This window comes from Adhaeribacter swui, from assembly GCF_014217805.1.
GTDB classification, from domain to species: Bacteria; Bacteroidota; Bacteroidia; order Cytophagales; family Hymenobacteraceae; genus Adhaeribacter; species Adhaeribacter swui.
This window is the reverse complement of record NZ_CP055156.1, coordinates 2,876,905-2,894,553: the sequence shown is the minus strand read 5'-3', so window position 1 is coordinate 2,894,553 and position 17,649 is coordinate 2,876,905. Positions and strand designations below refer to the sequence as shown.

17 protein-coding genes and 1 pseudogene are annotated in these 17,649 nt (G+C 39.1%); 4 read left to right on the top strand and 14 right to left on the bottom strand.

The window, feature by feature from the left end:
* Positions 1-43: 43 nt before the first annotated feature.
* The 3 genes and pseudogenes from HUW51_RS12430 to HUW51_RS12420 form a co-directional block, all read right to left on the bottom strand.
* Positions 44-852: pseudogene (locus HUW51_RS12430) on the bottom strand (IS982 family transposase).
* 413 nt (positions 853-1,265) lie between these two features.
* Complete coding sequence (locus tag HUW51_RS12425) at positions 1,266-1,649, bottom strand: hypothetical protein (RefSeq protein ID WP_185274337.1); 384 nt, start codon at positions 1,647-1,649, stop codon at positions 1,266-1,268.
* A 165-nt stretch (positions 1,650-1,814) separates the two neighbouring features.
* On the bottom strand, positions 1,815-2,249 hold the full coding sequence (locus tag HUW51_RS12420; RefSeq protein WP_185274336.1) for an META domain-containing protein: 435 nt from the start codon (positions 2,247-2,249) through the stop codon (positions 1,815-1,817).
* 314 nt (positions 2,250-2,563) lie between these two features.
* Between HUW51_RS12420 and HUW51_RS12415 the strand changes: the two genes are divergently transcribed.
* Entirely contained in the window at positions 2,564-2,836 is a 273-nt protein-coding gene (locus HUW51_RS12415; protein WP_185274335.1) for a hypothetical protein, read from the top strand.
* Positions 2,837-2,867: 31 nt separating this feature from the next.
* On the opposite strand, the gene HUW51_RS12410 is transcribed toward HUW51_RS12415, so the two are convergent.
* From HUW51_RS12410 to HUW51_RS12400, 3 genes are all read right to left on the bottom strand, one after another.
* Positions 2,868-3,272, bottom strand: a complete 405-nt coding sequence (locus HUW51_RS12410; protein WP_185274334.1) for a hypothetical protein — start codon at positions 3,270-3,272, stop codon at positions 2,868-2,870.
* Between the two features lie 223 nt (positions 3,273-3,495).
* Positions 3,496-3,666: a hypothetical protein gene (locus HUW51_RS12405; RefSeq protein WP_185274333.1), complete on the bottom strand. Its 171-nt coding sequence runs from the start codon at positions 3,664-3,666 to the stop codon at positions 3,496-3,498.
* A gap of 351 nt (positions 3,667-4,017) precedes the next feature.
* Positions 4,018-4,617 (bottom strand): porin family protein, encoded by a 600-nt coding sequence (locus HUW51_RS12400; protein WP_185274332.1) that lies wholly within the window; start codon positions 4,615-4,617, stop codon positions 4,018-4,020.
* 508 nt (positions 4,618-5,125) lie between these two features.
* Between HUW51_RS12400 and HUW51_RS12395 the strand changes: the two genes are divergently transcribed.
* From HUW51_RS12395 to HUW51_RS12385, 3 genes are all read left to right on the top strand, one after another.
* Entirely contained in the window at positions 5,126-5,401 is a 276-nt protein-coding gene (locus HUW51_RS12395; protein ID WP_185274331.1) for a hypothetical protein, read from the top strand.
* 76 nt (positions 5,402-5,477) lie between these two features.
* Positions 5,478-5,801, top strand: a complete 324-nt coding sequence (locus HUW51_RS12390) for a cupin domain-containing protein (protein WP_185274330.1) — start codon at positions 5,478-5,480, stop codon at positions 5,799-5,801.
* An 83-nt stretch (positions 5,802-5,884) separates the two neighbouring features.
* Positions 5,885-6,601 carry an SGNH/GDSL hydrolase family protein gene (locus HUW51_RS12385; RefSeq protein ID WP_185274329.1) on the top strand — a complete coding sequence of 239 codons (717 nt, stop codon included), beginning with the start codon at positions 5,885-5,887 and terminating at the stop codon, positions 6,599-6,601.
* Positions 6,602-6,694: 93 nt separating this feature from the next.
* On the opposite strand, the gene HUW51_RS12380 is transcribed toward HUW51_RS12385, so the two are convergent.
* The 8 genes from HUW51_RS12380 to HUW51_RS12345 form a co-directional block, all read right to left on the bottom strand.
* Positions 6,695-10,198: a hypothetical protein gene (locus HUW51_RS12380; protein WP_185274328.1), complete on the bottom strand. Its 3,504-nt coding sequence runs from the start codon at positions 10,196-10,198 to the stop codon at positions 6,695-6,697.
* On the bottom strand, positions 10,195-13,914 hold the full coding sequence (locus tag HUW51_RS12375; RefSeq protein WP_185274327.1) for a sensor histidine kinase: 3,720 nt from the start codon (positions 13,912-13,914) through the stop codon (positions 10,195-10,197). Before HUW51_RS12375 ends, HUW51_RS12380 begins: the two co-directional genes overlap by 4 nt.
* Positions 13,915-14,317: 403 nt before the next feature.
* A complete protein-coding gene (locus tag HUW51_RS12370) occupies positions 14,318-14,515 on the bottom strand; it encodes a hypothetical protein (protein ID WP_228467025.1) in 198 nt (65 codons plus the stop codon).
* Between the two features lie 76 nt (positions 14,516-14,591).
* Complete coding sequence (locus HUW51_RS12365) at positions 14,592-15,125, bottom strand: DUF420 domain-containing protein (protein WP_185274325.1); 534 nt, start codon at positions 15,123-15,125, stop codon at positions 14,592-14,594.
* A complete protein-coding gene (locus tag HUW51_RS12360) occupies positions 15,115-15,789 on the bottom strand; it encodes an SCO family protein (RefSeq protein ID WP_185274324.1) in 675 nt (224 codons plus the stop codon). The genes HUW51_RS12365 and HUW51_RS12360 overlap by 11 nt, the downstream gene beginning before the upstream one ends.
* Before the next feature lie 9 nt (positions 15,790-15,798).
* Positions 15,799-16,146 carry a cytochrome C oxidase subunit IV family protein gene (locus HUW51_RS12355; RefSeq protein WP_185274323.1) on the bottom strand — a complete coding sequence of 116 codons (348 nt, stop codon included), beginning with the start codon at positions 16,144-16,146 and terminating at the stop codon, positions 15,799-15,801.
* An 84-nt stretch (positions 16,147-16,230) separates the two neighbouring features.
* Positions 16,231-16,989, bottom strand: coding sequence for a cytochrome c oxidase subunit 3 (locus tag HUW51_RS12350; protein ID WP_185274322.1), 759 nt, complete (start codon positions 16,987-16,989; stop codon positions 16,231-16,233).
* A gap of 69 nt (positions 16,990-17,058) precedes the next feature.
* Positions 17,059-17,643 carry a cytochrome c oxidase subunit 3 gene (locus tag HUW51_RS12345; RefSeq protein WP_185274321.1) on the bottom strand — a complete coding sequence of 195 codons (585 nt, stop codon included), beginning with the start codon at positions 17,641-17,643 and terminating at the stop codon, positions 17,059-17,061.
* Positions 17,644-17,649 lie beyond the last annotated feature (6 nt).

Genomic DNA, 17,649 nt, shown 5'->3' with positions numbered 1-17,649 from the left:
TGCCGTATGGTATTTTTAGCTATTAAACTTAAGTTGCGAGGTACTAAGTTAGTTGATTCAAGGTATAAGCAAAGATGAAGAGGATGATCTTGAGCAGAAAACCTTTCGCGGTTACAGCATGAATCTTTTTGGGAAAGAAATTAGTGATACCCGAGAAGGTGGTTTCAATTTGTTTCCGGTAGTAGGTTTTCAAAAAAGCGGTATAGGGTTGATCTTTTCTTTTGCTATTGGCTTTTCGACAGACATGAAACTGAATGTGTTCACATTCGGCTAATAGGTCTTCTATTTCATAGCAGTTGTAAGCGCTGTCGGCATATAACTGACTATTTTCCGGCAGATCTACCGGCATAGCCTTAAAAGCCGTGATATCAGCAAAGGAGCCCGCATGAATATAAAACTGCACGGGCAGTCCGGCTTCGGTGGTGATTACTTGCACCTTAAAGCCATAGAAATACTGTCTTTTGCTCGTGTTCTTGCCCCGATAAACTTCCTGCTGTAAAAGGTGACAGCGCCCAATCCGTACGTTATGACAAACCGCAGCAGGAAAAGAATCGATCATATACCGACAAGTAGTATTCAGTTGCTTTAAGGTTTGGCCTAAAGCGGTAAACAATGCCAGGAGTTGTTCTTGTAAGCCATGCAAGCGCCGGCTAAAACCTGATTTATCGATCATCTGCACTCCCTGGTGTTCTTGCATGTACCTACAAGATTGCCATAGAAATAGCGCGCCGCCAATAAAGCGGTGGTGAGTAGTTCGGCATCGGAAAGTTTACAATGCGCATCTTCTTTTCTACCAGTAATACGAAAAAAGTCGTCTATAAAGCAGTATATTGCTATCGTCTGTTCTTGCATGGCTTGTACTTTTTAAAGTGTGGTAACTCTAAAACGTATTTTAACCTTTGCTCGAACAGACTTTTTTATAGCTCGCAACTTGAGTTATTAAATAAAAAAAGCTCTGATAAATTACCAGAGCCTTTTCAGTTAAACTACTAAACTTTAATCTTATTTTTATTATTAACCAGACATAGCGTATCTGGTATTTATCTCTATTAAAAAACTACCGCTTGTTTTCTATTACAACAAAAATCCGGCGAGGTAGTTTAGAAAACTTTATAAATTTATTGACAAGTATTATGCCAGATTAACCAATTTGCGAAAAGTAAAAAAACTAAAAACCCGCTCAAGCTTAATTGCTAAACGGGTTAAATAAAGTTGGTTTACCATTAACTTTGGCAGTATAAACCAGCAGAAAAGGGTTAATAAATTTAAGACTGTAACTGGTAGCCTACAATGCAGGTTATTTCTACTAATTGGGTTTCTTTTACGCACGCATGAGGCGCCTGGCCTTTATTAATAAACCCAACAATTACCTGTTGGTTTTCGCTGACGGTAAAATTATTTATTTTATACTGTTGTTTACCCGAACCTGATTTTGGCAGCAGCGTTACCCGCAGCGGTTTTAAAAAATGTCCGTTTTCGAGTTCCAGCACTAATCCGCATTCCGCTTGGGTTCTAATGGTGGCCTGGGTATCGCAGGATTGGTAAGGCATTATTTCTACCTCTTCGCCGGTACATCCCGGTAACACCAGAATACAACATACCAACAAAACAAGTAACTGATATCGTAGTAGTAAAATCCAATTCTTCATAGCAGTGTAACAAGCATGCATCCGGTTAATCCGGAATTCATAAACAAGATACCTTAACTTGTAATTTAGTTGCTTTGCTGCTAAAATTTATTTTAGCTGAGGTATAATAACCCGCTGATTTTGGATTTTAAAAAAGAAGTTTTCAACCGTCAATAAATAGGCAACTTAGTCGGTTAAAAGGCGCAGAGTAGCTATTAAGTTATTCTGGTTGAATAATAAGAGCTTTTCTCCGTCTATCTGGTACCGGTTGATGCGTTGCAAACTTGCCACAAAATTGTTTTCTAATTCATAGTCCGGGCAAATCAGTTTAGTAGAGCTTACGCGCGAAAAACTAATGGTACTGCCTTGGTTGCTATAAGCCCCAAACAAACGATTGCAACCCGCAAAACCAGCAACTTTTTGGTCGGTACCATTAAATTCAAGGTAAATAGGCCGTTCTGAGTTCTGTTTTACTACTTCTTCTCCGTTTAAATCAATTAACACCCACTTGCCACTTTCTAAAGAAATATTAGAAATGTAAGACCGTTTGCTATTAACCGAGCATGCCCAAAAGGTAAGCACGATTGCGGCAAATACAACCCGAACAAAGAGGGAGTTCATACGCTTGTTTTTAGTGAAACAGTGGCCTTTACGCTTTTTTAGTTTTATAAGAACGCATTAGCAAAAACTATTTATACGTATAAAAAATAGTAGAGCGTTTAAATTATCGGATGGCTCTGAAATTTTTTTTAAAAAATCTATACCTGCAACGTGCCTGTTACGCAAACGCAAGCGGTAAACAGCAACAATAAACAAAAATGCGCTTAAAAGCGACGCCTGGTAAACCGCAATTAGGTTTTTACGTAGTAGTTCAGAAATTAAACGTATAAATACCTACACCAAACTAGCGTGTGCTTTAATTAAACAGGAGATAGATGCGGGAGGCTATGTGGCAATTAACAGAATTCGGATATTTATACAATAGTTTATACGCTTACCGGCGTAAAGTAGAAGCAGATATAAAATCAAAAATTAAAGCAGATTCATTGGCCAGTTTATCTACTGCTGACTCCGCTACGCAACAGCATGACCAAACCTTGCAAGAACTCACGCAAAAGTTACAAAAAATAAGCATTATTACCTCCCGGGTAATTTCGCTTAATAAAGGTTACCGGCGCCAGGTGCAAGAAAGGCCGCCGCTGGGTTAACTCCCAAGCAATTTTAAAAAAGTAGTTTCTACTAAAGTTTTTTAGTTAACTCCGATATCCGGGCTTTTAACTCATCTACTTTTGAGGTGTTTTTCTTCGTCCGCTCAATTTCATCTAACACTTCCAGCAATTTCTGCATTTCAGTTAAATGCTTCATCCGGTTTTTATGCATCAAGTCGGCATCCAGGCTCGATAAGGCAATATTCTCTTCTTTAAAAATATTACCCTCGCCGTAAATAACCCAGTGCGAGTTTAAGTTGGGCAGGTTGTTCAGAACAGATAATAACTCATCCATAGAATAGTTTTTACCTGAAACGATATTAGATATTAATGTTGCCGAGGTATTGGTACGTTCGCCCATTGCAAAAATATCTAATCCTTTGATTCTCATGTAAAATCCTAACCGGGTCCCGATTTGTTCCAGATTAACTGCCATATTGTTGGTGCCTATTTTTTTAAGTTCTTGCTTCTTTCTATTTCTACAAAATTCGGATTTAACAAGTTCCTGGTGCTAATTAAGTACTAAGAAATAAAATATCAGCAACACTTACAATTATTTAAACGGCGCTTTATAACCAAGCCTTGGTTTACAAACTTTTAGGCATGAAAAAACCAGCAACCTTTTTGATGCTGGCGTTTTAGCGAATTAAAATTATAATTTAATTGGTAGAGTAAGTATAATTTCCAAAATCGGGTATAATCATGTAAGGATAACTGCGCGGTTCCGGCGTACGAATCAGTTTGTTATGCACCACCATGCCGTTAAAACGCTCTTTATACCGGTAATTATAAGTTAATTCAATGGGTAAAATTATAATTGTATTTTTCATGCGTTTAATCCCCTATTAAAAAGTTTACAAACAAATACTTACTTTTTAATTTAAACTGTAAACGGCAACAAGCTGAAATAGAACTAAAATTTTTAAATAATTTAACTACTTGCTCCTAAAATCATCATTAAAGTGATTAATTGTACGTTTTTAAAAGTAATTTTACCTTCACAAAAGCTAGTTAAACTTGTATTTTAACAACAATTTAAGTTGTTTTTAATTATCATTAAATCTATATTTTCAGTTTACAGTTATTTTTACCGCCGCACTTTTTAACTTATAACAGAATAAAGCGCCAGCCCTTTACCATAAGCAAAGACTGGCGCCACAAATCATAAATTTTAAAAAATATTATTTTCCGATTAACTTAATTCCTAAACTAACAATTACTTGCTGGTTTTTTAAGTCGAAAGAACTGTCTTGGTTGGTATAATCGCGGTTTATATTTTCGTAGCGTACATCTAAAGTTAGGTTACTAATATCTAAGCCGGCTCCTACCTGAAATCCCCAATCTGTTTTATTCAGGTAATCTTTAATGCGCTGGTCGCCTATTTTGCTACCCACCAACACCGAAGCCACTGGGCCTGCTTGTACCCGCGCCACTTTTAAAAAGCTAAATCCAGCCATAACAGGAACATCCAGGCGGGTAAAACGGGCTTTTACTTCGTCGATGGTGTTATTTTGCAAATCGGTTTGTTTTAGCCGCCCGCCCGAGGTAGCAAAGTAAGCTTCTGGTTGCAAAAAGAAATTATTGAATTTTGCCCGGGTAAAAACCCCCAAATGGTAGCCGGTAATGTTGTCGGCATCTTTTAACTGGTTAATGGTATTTTTAGCATTTTTCACATCAACCCCCGAAGAGCTTAAGCCGCCTTTTATACCTAGCGAAAATTGTGCTTGAGCTGAATACCCTACACTTACTAGCAAAACCAAAAATAAGATTAATTTTTTCATAGCATGTAACAATTTAATATTTATAAAATTTAATATTTAAAGAATTTTTTAAATTTTTCTTAGATTAATTAAGGCAAATTGCAGGCCATTTTCTTCAGCTATTACATCGGCATTGAGGCTTTTTGTTGCTAATCGTAATTTATTTTTCGCTTTAAAAATTCGAATTTTTAGCCCTGCTAATGTTTTGCTTAAAACAGGAATATTCTAATACCTCACTATATTCATAACCAAGAGTTTAGTAGCTTTCATACTTGCTCTGCCTTAAACCAGATTTTATATTTTGTTTAACTTTTTATCAGATGCGGCGCTTGTTAGAATTACACACCAAGAGAGATTTTTTTTATTATCGTATTAAAAAACTTAATGGCTGCCAAGTGGTATACTCCTAAAACGAGTACCTGCTTGTGGTTAATAGCGTAAGTGGATGAAGCTTTTTCTTTTTAAAACTGTTTAAACGGTATTGGGCTTTACCTCTTTTTAAAAAGAACAAGCATTAAATTTTAAAATTATGGAAGATTTAAAAGATACCTATAACCCGATAGCCGAAGCTTTTCGCGAAGAATTACGGCACTACATTACTCAAAAAAAGTACGTGAGTATTCAATATTTTTCAGACATTCGGGAATACTTATCGGTTAAAGCCGTTGTAAAGGATCTGTTTACCCAGGCTAGCGCCGAATATATCTTATTAAATACCGGCGAGGGCATTCGCCTGGACCGGATTATTCGCGTGGAAGGTAAACCGGCGCCCGGCTTCGAAGATTATTTTGCTTGCGCCTGTTAGTAATCAACTTACATACAGCAATTTAATTGTATAAAAAGGCCAAAACACACCACAGCATCAGATTTTTTAAATTTTTATGAGTTACATCGCCCTAGACACCATTCCGGATAAAGAAATATTCCCGGGTTTTACTGCCAAAATTATTCATACGCCTAACCAGAATTTAACTTTAGTGTACGTGCGCGTTCAGGCGGGCACTTTGTTGCCGGAACATGCCCATCCCCAGGAACAAGTTACCAATATCCTGTCGGGGCAGTTAGAAATTACCATTGCCGGAGAAACGCAAATTTTAGAACCAGGCATGGTTGGCACCATTGCGCCCAATGCCGTGCATAGCGCCAAAGCTTTAACCGATTGTTATATTCTGGATGTATTCCATCCCATGCGCACGTATGCGTAGCAAAAGTCAAAAATTTAAAAAATCAGCGTTAAAGTCTTGCCAGCCAAATACCAAGGAGTTACCTGAACTTACCTACAGGTATTATGCAAAAATATATTTTAAACAACCCAGTTAGTTGGCTTTTGCTGTTAGCCAGTTTAGCCTGTACTCATTTTAAACCTATGCTATACCCCGAACTTGCCTCGCCAGATATACCGGCCAAGTATTCGTATTTAGCTCTTGGCGATTCTTATACCATCGGCGAAAGTGTGGCGGTGGCCGATCGCTGGACTTACCTTTTAGCCCAAAACTTGCGGCAAGCCGGCATCGACGTAGCTAACCCCACAACCATTGCCCGCACCGGCTGGACTACCGCCGAACTGCAGGAAGCCATCCGGGAAAGTAAGGTAAACGCTACTTTTGATCTGGTAACTTTATTAATTGGCGTAAATAACCAATACCGCGGCCAAAGCTTAGAAACCTACCAAACCGAATTCCGGGAACTCCTGCAAACGGCTATAAAATTTGCGGCTGATAAACCCAGGCATGTATTGGTTCTTTCGATACCGGATTGGGGTGTTACCCCTTTTGCCGAAGACCGGGACCAGAAAAAAATTGCCCAGGAAATTGATGCTTTTAACACCGTAGCCCAAAAAGAATGCGAGCAGCTAAACGTTACTTTTGTGGATATTACCCCAACCTCGCGTAAAGCTTTGCAAAATGGCTCTTATGTAGCCCCGGATATGCTGCATTTCTCCGGCAAAATGTACACCGAGTGGGCCACCTTAGCTTTACCGCTTGCAAAAACTATCTGGGAGTAAAGCAAAGGCGGTACGTACTTCGTTTTACTTGTATACTGTTTGCCAACCTTAAGGCGCTATAGGTATTTATTAAAATGAAAAAATTTAAAAAATTTAAAATAATACCGAAACCTGCATGCGGCCGGAGTGAAAAGTGCGCAAGTTATTGGGCTTACGGCCATCGTAATTCAAAGATAAGTTTAAACCATTGCTAAGTCGCTGTTGCAGGTTTAGGTTCCAGGTATAATTATTACCCGGCCGAAGGGCGTTAAGCATTTCGTAACCAACCGGCGTATTTACCTCGCCTTTAAAATACACGTGCGTGTAATGCAACTGCCCCGAAAAAGTACGCTTATTTACCTGGCTTAACCGGCTTTCAAAACCTAAATCGTTAAAGACCGCTCGTTCTGTATTTACAGGGTTGTAAAAGTTTTTTTTGGCGGCGTATTGGTAGGTACTCGTAAACCTGATTTTATTATTCGGCTGAAATGCTAGTTCCGGCAAAGCTTCGTACGTTCTAATTTTAAAATTTCGGGTACTTAAGTAGTTAGAAGTGTTACTCCGGATGGTACGGTTTAGCTGGAGTTTGGAGGTAAAATACTCGTTTAAATTATACCGGCCACTTACGGTGCGCACTAGTAAATCGCGGGTATCGGTGCCGTTGGTTAATAATACTTTTTGCTGATTTTGCTGAATGGTAAACTCTAAACCAAATTTAGGATTGCTCCGGTTATAGTATACCGTATTCCGGAACGAGTTAATCCTAGAAAGCAGCAAACTATCTTCTATATTCTGACTAAACGGATTAAAGCGATGCGCTAAATCTGTATCGGTAGTTTTTTTATCGATGGCAATGGAGGTAATTGCGGTTAAGCGCGAAGCCATTTTTTTAAAAATGGAATTAGCATCCTGCCAGCTACGTGGCAAGCTGGAATTTAACCGGTAGCTCAGCCGGTTGGTATAAGCAATAATGTACTGGTCGGTGGGTAAAAAAACTTTAATGTGGGTACGATACTGCGCATCGGGGGTTTGCGCTTCGTAGTAATCGTTTAAGTTTCGGGGGTTACCGCCGGGCATTAAGTAATGCGTTCCTTGCCCCGGTACCGTTTGAATAAACTCATACTCGCGTTTTACTTCCCGGCCGGTGGCTACTGTATAGCTCAACTCCGAGCGCAGATGCCGTTTTAGTAAATCGCCATTCCAGTTAATCGTTGATAGAATGGTTGCTTTGTTTAGACTATCCACGCTGTTTGCTTGCCGGTACGTGAGCTGCGCTTGAATATCTTGGGTGCTTCCTACTTTAGTTTGCAGGTAGCCATTATAGGTTTGCGCATTTTCAGGTTCACCTAGTTCTCCTTGTCTTGGCCGGCGATCAGCGCGGTAACCGTAACTTAAACCGTAACGGGTGGCGGCACTATCTTTACTACGCACAAAAAAGATGTGCTCGTCAAAATAGATGGCCGAGTTGTAAAGCGAATCTGGATTAATAACCGAATCTTCGCGGTTTTTATCGAAGCGGTAGGTATAGCCGGGCACAATTTTTCGGGTAGGATACGTAATTTCGGCTAAGCCGCGCACCCACCCCGATTTTACTTTATTCAGCCGGGTACTGTACAAGGTAAAAAGATTACCCTTCAAAGAAAAGCCTTTAAATGTTTGCGCTACATCTAAGTAATGTTGCACGCCATCTACTTCCTGCGAACGGTAACGCCGGCTAATCCGGTAATTAAAGGTATGGGCATTGTCTTTCACGAGTCCTACCGAAAAATTTAAAATATTATCACTCTGGCGGGTATTGGCCACAACCCCATTGCTCCAATCCCGGTCAAACTCTATATCGCGGTATCGGTCGATAGCCACAAAGTTGCGATCTGTAAATTCGTAATTAAAGGCGCTTTGCAGTTTGTACTTACCCAAAATAGGCAGACTTTTCTCCCGGACCGTATAACCTACTTTTATCGCTTTGCCATTATCATCCTGAGAATCTTTACTGGAAAACCGGTTTACATCGTATTTAGAGACGGCGGTTTCCAGGTACACATTCGTTTCTTTGTTTAGCTGGTAATCGGCGCCTACCGTAGCCATTTGCTTCTGAACGGGGGTTGGTAAAATCCGAACTGGCTGGTACCGCCCCTGCGGGTGTCCGTCTATAGGCGCCACCCATTTAAAAGATCGGCCATTAACTGTGGTATTTACGGGCAGGTAATCGCCATTCCCCTGCCCTACATCCGTAAAGCGCAACGAATAATAAGCCGATAAAGTCGAGTCTTCGGTATACACATAAATCTGGCGGGTACTATTATCCACAATAACCGTGGAATCGGTATACAATACCTGCTGCCGATCATACGGCACGGTTTCTACGCCGGGGGTAAATGCCAGTTGTAAACTATCGCCAATTTCACTTAATAATTGCTTATCGCTGGGCTTTAAATCTAAGTTTAATAAGTTATTCGGGTTATCCGATTCGTTATACAGGTTAGCGTGCACGTTCAGTTTATTAATCTGCTGATAATGGCTCGCCTGATAAATAGTGCGGTTGTAATTGCGATCCGAATATTCAAAATCAATCCGGATCCGGGAACTTTGAATGATTACATTGCGGGTGGTAAAAGTAATTTCGGCTTGGTTGTAATCAATAACGTAATCGTAATCAAAACCCCGGGTTAATAGTTTACCATCCAGATAAACCTTCTCGGAATTAGCCAGCACAATAATGTACTTTTCGGTAGTTGGTCCGGTTAAGCGGTACGGTCCCTGCACATTTTCGATGGGTTTTACTTGGATAGAAGAAAACTTGCCTTTTGCTACAGAAGCCACCGCCGAAGTACTCGCCTTTTGGTTGGGTTTTAAATTGTAATTTACCTCGAAAGCAGCGCCTTGTACATTTTTATAATACCGCAGAAAATAATCGGGTTTGTTGCGCAACACAATATCGCCGGCCGTAACATTCCAGAGCTGGTGCTGTAAAGTAATGAAAATACGGTCGAACTCTTGCAGTTGCTGCGTATTTCCTTGCGGCTGAAACGGCACATTCTGGTCCGAAATAGAAGCGGTAATCCCGATCTCTTCTGATAGTTTACCTTCGAGTTGTAAATTTAAAGCTGAGTTAACAAATACGTTTTGCGTATTGCCAAAAGAAACGCCCCGGGTAATGGTACCATTTTTATTTAAGCCCGGTGTCCGGAACAATTCTTCTTTTTTACTTCCGATTTCTTCGGCGTATAATTTACCGCCAGGCAAAAAAACGGTATCATTTGCGGTAATTTTACGCCGATAGCGCGCCATGGCTAAATTAAACGGTAGCACCCGGTAACAAACCAATACCGAATCACGACCTAAATTTGTTTGGGTTTTCACATTACCCAAGCTATCCCGCGAAATAACTGGTACGGGCGGCCGTAGAATTTGAAATTGATTTAAATTCGGATTATACAGAAAGTTAAGGGTATCAGCAGCCCCCCGCAGGGTAATGGAACCAGGCAAAATGGTGAGGGAATCTAGCTGGATGGGAGTATCAGACAGATAAACCCACTTACAACGTTGGTTGGAATACTGCGCTTGGGCCGACCACAAAACAAAGCCCCAGAGAATTCCGATCAACCACCATTTATTCATGTTGCCACGGCTGGTAATTCAATAAAAAAGGTAGTTCCCTCGTCTTCCATTGTTTCAAACCAAATCCGTCCACCGGCACTTTCTATTCCGCGTTTTGCTACGGCTAAGCCAATACCGGAACCCGAAAATTTGGTACTAAAATTAGGAATAAACACCTTATGGTAAATTTCGGCCGGAATGCCGCTCCCATTATCTTTTACCGAAATAAGAACTTTATCCGGGGAGTTTTTTTGCAGGGAAACTAAAACGCAAGGTTTGCGGCCCGCCGGAATAGCTTGCAAGGCATTTATAAGTAAGTTGTTAAAAGTACGAACCATTAAACTTTCATCGGCCACCACCTGAAAATTACCCGCCGGAATATAAATTTGAATGCGATTGCTGGCATCCTGGTGCAGCTCGGCGCATTGTTGCAAGATTTGGGCAATATCAATTTCCTGTTGCTTTAATTCCGGCATAGCCGTAAAGCTGGAAAACGAAGTGGCAATATCGCTGAGGGTGTTTATTTGGGTAATTAGCGTTCCCGAAATTTTACTGATTAATGCTTCTGTATTTTCGCGTTTCTCCGCAATGGCTTTTTGTAAAAATTGCAGCGAAAGCTTCATGGGCGTCAGCGGATTTTTAATTTCGTGCGCTACTTGCCGTGCCATTTCGCGCCAGGCGGCTTCTTTTTCGCGGGTGGCTAATTCTTTTTTACTTTCTTCCAGCTTTAGCAACATGTTGTTATACTCATTTACTAACAAGCCAATTTCATCAGCCGAGTAATATTCTAATTTTTCGTTTTGTCCGGTAAGGGTAGTTTGTTTTAGTTTTTGCGTAACCAGTTTTAAAGGTACTGTTAAGGCCCTGGAAGCAATATAGGTAAGTACCATAAAAACAATAAACATGGCGGTAAAAATGTTCATTATGGTGGTAAAAAGATCAATCAGCTTAGAATCAAGCTCTTTTTCCGAATCAAAAAAGGGCAAGCCAATAAAAGCTTCTACCTGGTTATTATACTCATCTTTATAAAGCGGAATGTATAAGGCGTTAAACTGAATGTTACCGGCCCTTTCCTGTAACAACACCCTACGGGCGTGCCCTTCTTCAATCGTTACAAATGCTTCGGGGTTAATGTACCTCGACAAAAGTCCTGCCTCGAAAATAAGTGGTTGGCTCGAGAAGATTAATTTGCCCTGGCTATCGTAAAGGTTTATGTCGGTTTCTGATAAATCGGCGAGTTGCCGCACCTGCACGGCTAAACCATCCTGGCTGTCGTCGTTGCCATTCTTGGCAACGTTGCTCAAAAAGTTTTCCTGAATTAATTTGCCCCGTTTATAATAAGTATCTTCCAAGTCTTGGCGGTAAGAGCCGGTTACTAAACTGGCCGTGGCAATACTAATTAAAACTAAAGGAATTAAGATACCAAAGTTTAGATACAATTGAATTTTGGTACTAAAATTAGCGCTGAACTCCTGTATATACCGTGCCCGCATCAAGAAAAAGAGCAGCATGTAAATAAGCAGGTACAACGTGTGCACCAGGAATAAGGCCGAAAAATTAGAACCTACATCCCGTAAGGAATAACTAGCCGTGGTTACCACCAGTAACTTGCCGCCCTTCGTAGGAAAACCTAAATGATGGTACCCATTTACTTGCAACCCATTTATTCTTAACTCCGGATTGTCCAGGATGGCGGGTGAAAAAAAGCGCGTGTAATTATAATCACCTTCGTTGTAGGTCAGCTTTTTATCCTGGTAAAAAGCATAACTAAAATCCCGGTTATATAAAGGCTGAAAAAACTTTTGATCAACCAACAATTCCGGAATAACGCTGTAAGGAGTTAATTTTTTTAAATTTAGCTCCAATACAATGGTGGCTAAAGCTTTAATTACGGTACGTAACCGAATAAATTGGATGTACCTGCGGGAGTTTTGCTCTTCTTCTTCTTTAATTAAAAATAAACCGTCGCGCTCGGTTGGTACCGCATCGCGGAGTACATTTTTAATGTATAGCGGCAGGTTAATATCGCTATTCTCATTTCGGAGCGTTATATCATTCGGGTTTAAAATTTGGTCGTTTGCATCAAATACCAATACGTTAACTTCGTACTTATCAAAGTAATCGCGCAAATAATATCGTTCTATTTTTTGCGTGATAAAATTTACATCAATATAAGGGTCTAGCGCAAACTTGTTTCTAATAGAAATATCTGCCTGTACTTTCTGCGAAACATCATTCAATAAATACTCTCCTTGAATATCATTATCTAATAAAATTCCGGAAGCAAACTTTTGTTTGTTTACCAATAATAAATTCTGGTAATGCACGTACATGGCCAAACTCCCGGCTGCGGAGCTCATGCCAATAATCCAAAAAATAAATAAATAGGTTTGGTAAGGGTTAGCGGTAATATTCCGGCGAAAGCGGACAAAGATGATGGCTACAAAAAACAGTAAGCTTAAACCAAATAAAATAATACCGGCTTTATTGTTTAAGGCCCCAATCAGAACAAAAAATCCACCAGAACCAGTAAGCAGGTAATACCAGTACGGCGCTGTATTATCTGGTTGAACCGCGTGAAAGATTTGGGTTAAAAAATGAACAAAGATGAAAAATATAACGGTATGCAGAATAAAAGCCGTGTAGAGCAAAAATTTATAAAAAGAAAAATCTAAACTCTGCGATACATCCAACACGAGTAAAGAGTTGGTAAAAGAATCTAAATAAAACACGTACAATCCGTGCAGCATCAGGTAAAAGATTACAGCACAACCTAATTTTACTAAAATCCGCCCCCGGGTATTTAAATTTCTGAGCTGGTTGGTAATATGCAGCTTCCGGAAAATATAAGCCAGATTAAAAGTAAGTACGGCTAACAATATAGCATTTAACAATAAATCGCCGATGGATGGCGACCAGAAAGATGCGGCGTAGAGTTTGGGGTTGAAAACTTCCAGTTCCAGAACAGAAAACGGAAAATTAAAAAACAGGAGCATTATCCGGAGCCCGAACAATGGTATAATTAAAATAGCCAAGCCCCGCACAAACTCATCGCGCCTTAAGTACGACTGGCTTATAAAAATGAGGCAATAAACCAAAAATCCTATTCCTAAAGTAATAATGGCAATTGCTGCCTGGCTACTTTTCCGGACATCCGTTTCTACTAATTGCTGCAGCGAAAACAAGTAGGTGCCATCGGAAGTCCGTAATTTAGGAAAAGGCGAATTAGGATCGGTGAATAAACGAGCCTGCATACTCCCGAAAATGGCATCGTTTAACCCAGATTGCAGATAGTTGTTATTAATGCCAAAACTAACTTCCAGCGGAATATAGATAAGAATAGTAAAGTTCTGATGATTTTTTTTACTAACCAGATACCTCCCAAATTTAGATTCAATTACACTATACCCTTCTTTAATGGTAGCATTATCAAATTCAGTAACCGTAGTATGATCAGACCAAAAAACCAGCCGGTCTTGTTTTAAAATAAAACAGGGATATTGAGTTTTGCCTAATAACCTCAAAAAAAGAACGGTATCTTCCCGCAAATACGTTCTGGCTAATACCATATCCTGGTCGGCCGCATTAATGGCCTTGCTGATGTTATCCGCTACAAAAGAAATATTTTTATCTGCCGACGACTGGGAAAAATAAGTATACAGGTTAAGAATAGCGGCTGCCGCAAAACAGATGATAGCCGCTATTAAATGGATATAAGGAAATGGCCGGGATTTCAAATCAAAAAAGTATGGTTACACGAACTTATTCAAAAATTATGCAAATTCCGCAGAAAAGAACAGCTATTATGCTTTTAAAGTACTATTTCGCGAACCAGGTTGCATAAGAATAAACCAACTAAACCCAATGCTTAGTTTAACCCGGAAGCATGTTCTTTAAATTAAATTTTATCGAGTGCATTAAAGCCATAAGAATATGTTTAAATAATAATTTGTAATACCACCAGGAGCAATTTGCTTTAATGATCTAATTAGGCTAAATATAACGATGACAAAATTTAAAGAAATAAGTTTATTGTAGCGAGTGCCGGTAAATGAAAACATCAAAACTACTAAAAGCAAAAATCCCCGGAATTACCGGGGATTTTTGCTTTTAGTAGTTTTAAGAATGTAAATAACAGAACTATTTACCTTTATTTTTTCGATTATGCCGGTACCATAAAAACCCTACTGTACCCACCATAATGTAAGGGACCGACACCAAAAATAATATACCTTTGTTTAAGCCATTGCCAAATTTACTTAGCTTTTCATCGGCCCGGTTCGATTCAACCGACGAGCGGCATAAGGCACATTGTGCCGAAACAGGAATCTCTAGCATTGCAGTAAATACCACGAATGAGAACAGAAATACGAAAATTTTAAAAAATCTTTTCATACAATAATATTTAGCTAACTTAAATTTGATAATAAGGAGCAATCATAAAATATACCACTACGCCTGTTACGGCCACATATAACCAAATCGGGAATGTCCAGCGGGCAATTTTTCTATGCCGGTTTATTTGATTGCTCGCCGCAAAATACACCGATAATAATACCAAAGGTACGATTACTGCCGCTAACACAATATGCGTTATAAGAATTACGTAATAGATAGTTTTTAAGGTTCCTTCTCCCCCAAATTTAGTTGGTGGAGCTTGGTAATGGTACGTAACGTAAGAAATTAAAAAAAAGGCCGATAAAGTAAATGCCGTAACCATGGCAAACTTATGCCCCCGGATATTTTTATTTTTTACGTTATAGTATCCAATAATTAAAGATAGAGCAGTTAAAGAATTAAGCAAAGCATGCAACTTTGGTAAAAAAGTAACATCTACGCTACCTAGCTTACCTGTTTGGGGCACAAACAATAAAAAAGCTACGATTAAAGGAACTGCCACCGATAAAATGGCAATTAAAATCAAATAAGTACGATCGTTATTTTTCATTTTGCTGATAACTATGCAACAGCACAGTTATTTCGGTAATTAGGCGGTCTACGTCTTGCGCGTTGGTACCATCATAAATACCGCGCACATGTTTTTCTTTATCTACTAAAATTAGTTTTTCGGAATGAATAAAATCAGGCACGGTTCCGGGAACTTCCACGGCCGCTACTTTATAACCCGTCTGCGCTAAAGTGTAAATTTCTTTTTTAGGTCCGGTTACAAATAACCATTTTGCCGGATCAGCTTGGTACATGTTGGCGTATTGCTTTAATACGGCTACCGAATCCCGTTCCGGATCTACGGTATAAGAAATTAACTTTACTTGCGGATTATTACGGAAAGCCTCATTTACCCGTACCATTTGAGCCGACATTTTCTTGCAAACATCCTGGCAAGAAGCAAAGAAGAAGTTTGCCACATAAACGGTATTTTGCAAATCGGCCTGCGAAACGGCTTTGCCTTCTTGAGAAACTAAACGGAAGTCGGGAATTTTTTGAAAAACAGTATCTCCATCACGAACAATGGGCATTTCCGTATTTTCATCAACTTCCGGATAATAAAAAGGTAAGGCGTAATGGTTCGTACCAAAACCTTTTAAAAATAAAAATAAAAAAATAGGTACTAATAATAGTAAACCTAGTATTAGTACCTTCTTAGGTGACATATAATCGTATTATTTTAAATAATTATAAACACTATCGCCGAAGTAGGTTCCTTCGGTTATTAGAGCAATCAGTAACCAAATTAACAAAGCCGTAGGAATCAAAATACTCCAAATTAAAGATTTAGTCTCATGCTTTAAGTGCATGAATTCTGCTACGATAAAAAATGCTTTAAAAATGGTAAGTATAATAAAGATACTGTTCCGTAAAGTACTTGGGTCCATCATAAAGGCAAAAGCGAATTCTACGGCAGTTAAACCACATAGAATTAAGAATACCCGCCAAATACCTTTAGTTTGTGGAGCTGGAATATCGCCTAAAAATTCTTCCTCTTGTGAATGATGTGAATGCGAAGCCATATTTTTAAATTTTTTATACTGCTACTTAATAAAGTAAGAGCAAGTTAGATATATAAACTAATTAAACCTTAAAAGTGCTTTTTGTTAAACCAGGTAGAAAAAGGTAAACACGAACACCCATACTAAATCTACAAAGTGCCAATACAAACCTACCTTTTCTACCATTTCATAATGTCCTCTTTTCTGGAAAACACCATTAACAGTCATGATAAACATGATAATTAATAATACAATGCCGCTAAATACGTGTGTTCCGTGAAAACCAGTGATAAAGAAGAATAAATCGGCAAATAAGGGTGGCCCGTATTGATTTAAGGTAAGATTAGCACCAAATACCTTAGAACCATCGGCTAAGGTTAAGCCACCTTCTGTACCAGTTATAAAGTGAGCCCATTCCCAAGCCTGGCAACCAATAAAAGTAGAACCAAAAAGAATAGTCCAAAGCAGCCATTTTTCTACATCTTTTTTATCCATCCGGTGTCCAGCCTCCACGGCTAGTACCATGGTTACCGAAGAAAGAATAAGAATCATGGTCATTAAAGCCACAAAAGCTAAAGGCAAATCTACTCCGTGAAAAAATGGAAAGGCATTAAATACTTTATCCGGAATTGGCCAGTAATTCTGCGAAAACACGAATTTGTCATGCTCTCCAACATAGGCCAGGTGCCGGTGTCTGATTAAACCATAAGTTGTTAAAAATGCCGCGAATGTAAACGTATCAGACAGTAGGAAAAACCACATCATGAGTTTTCCATAACTGGCTTTCATGGGTTCATTTCCGCCATCCCAGGTTCCGGTATTAGGCCGATCTAGAGTTGCTGTACTAGATGTTGTGCTTGACATAGTTTGGTTATTAAGTATTCTAATTTTAACGGATAAACAAAGGTTGGCAATTACTGCCTAATAGTTTTATTAATGGTATACTGTTAAAAACACGTAAAGATACACCCAAAGCGCACTTAAAAAATGCCAGTACGTAGTACATAAGCCAATTCTTAATAAATTTTTGGCATGTACCCGATATTGAAAGGCAGAAAACAAAACAATGACCAGGAATATCAATCCTGTAATCAGGTGAAACCCATGAATGCCGGTTAAAACATACATGAAAGAACCGGATGGGTTTGATGTTGGTCCCCCGAAATAAATTTTATTAGTCACGAGTTCTCCCCATACATTCCACTGCCCTATCAAGAAAGTAATTCCCAGAATAAAGGTAACTAATAAAGCAATTTTTAAAATATTTATATTGTCTTTTTTAGCCAAAAAATAAGCCCATTGCATGGTAACACTACTCAGCACTATTAAAAGAGTATTTAATAGTAATCCACCAGGCAGGTTATATTCTAACCAGTTTCCTTCGTCGCGGCGAACAATGTATGCGCTGGTAAAAGCAGCAAACATCATTACAATACTCATTATAATTAACCACAAAGTAAATTTAAGCGGATGTATTCCTGTTGTGGTTCTATTCTCGTCAATTGCTCTCGCGTTCATCTCTTT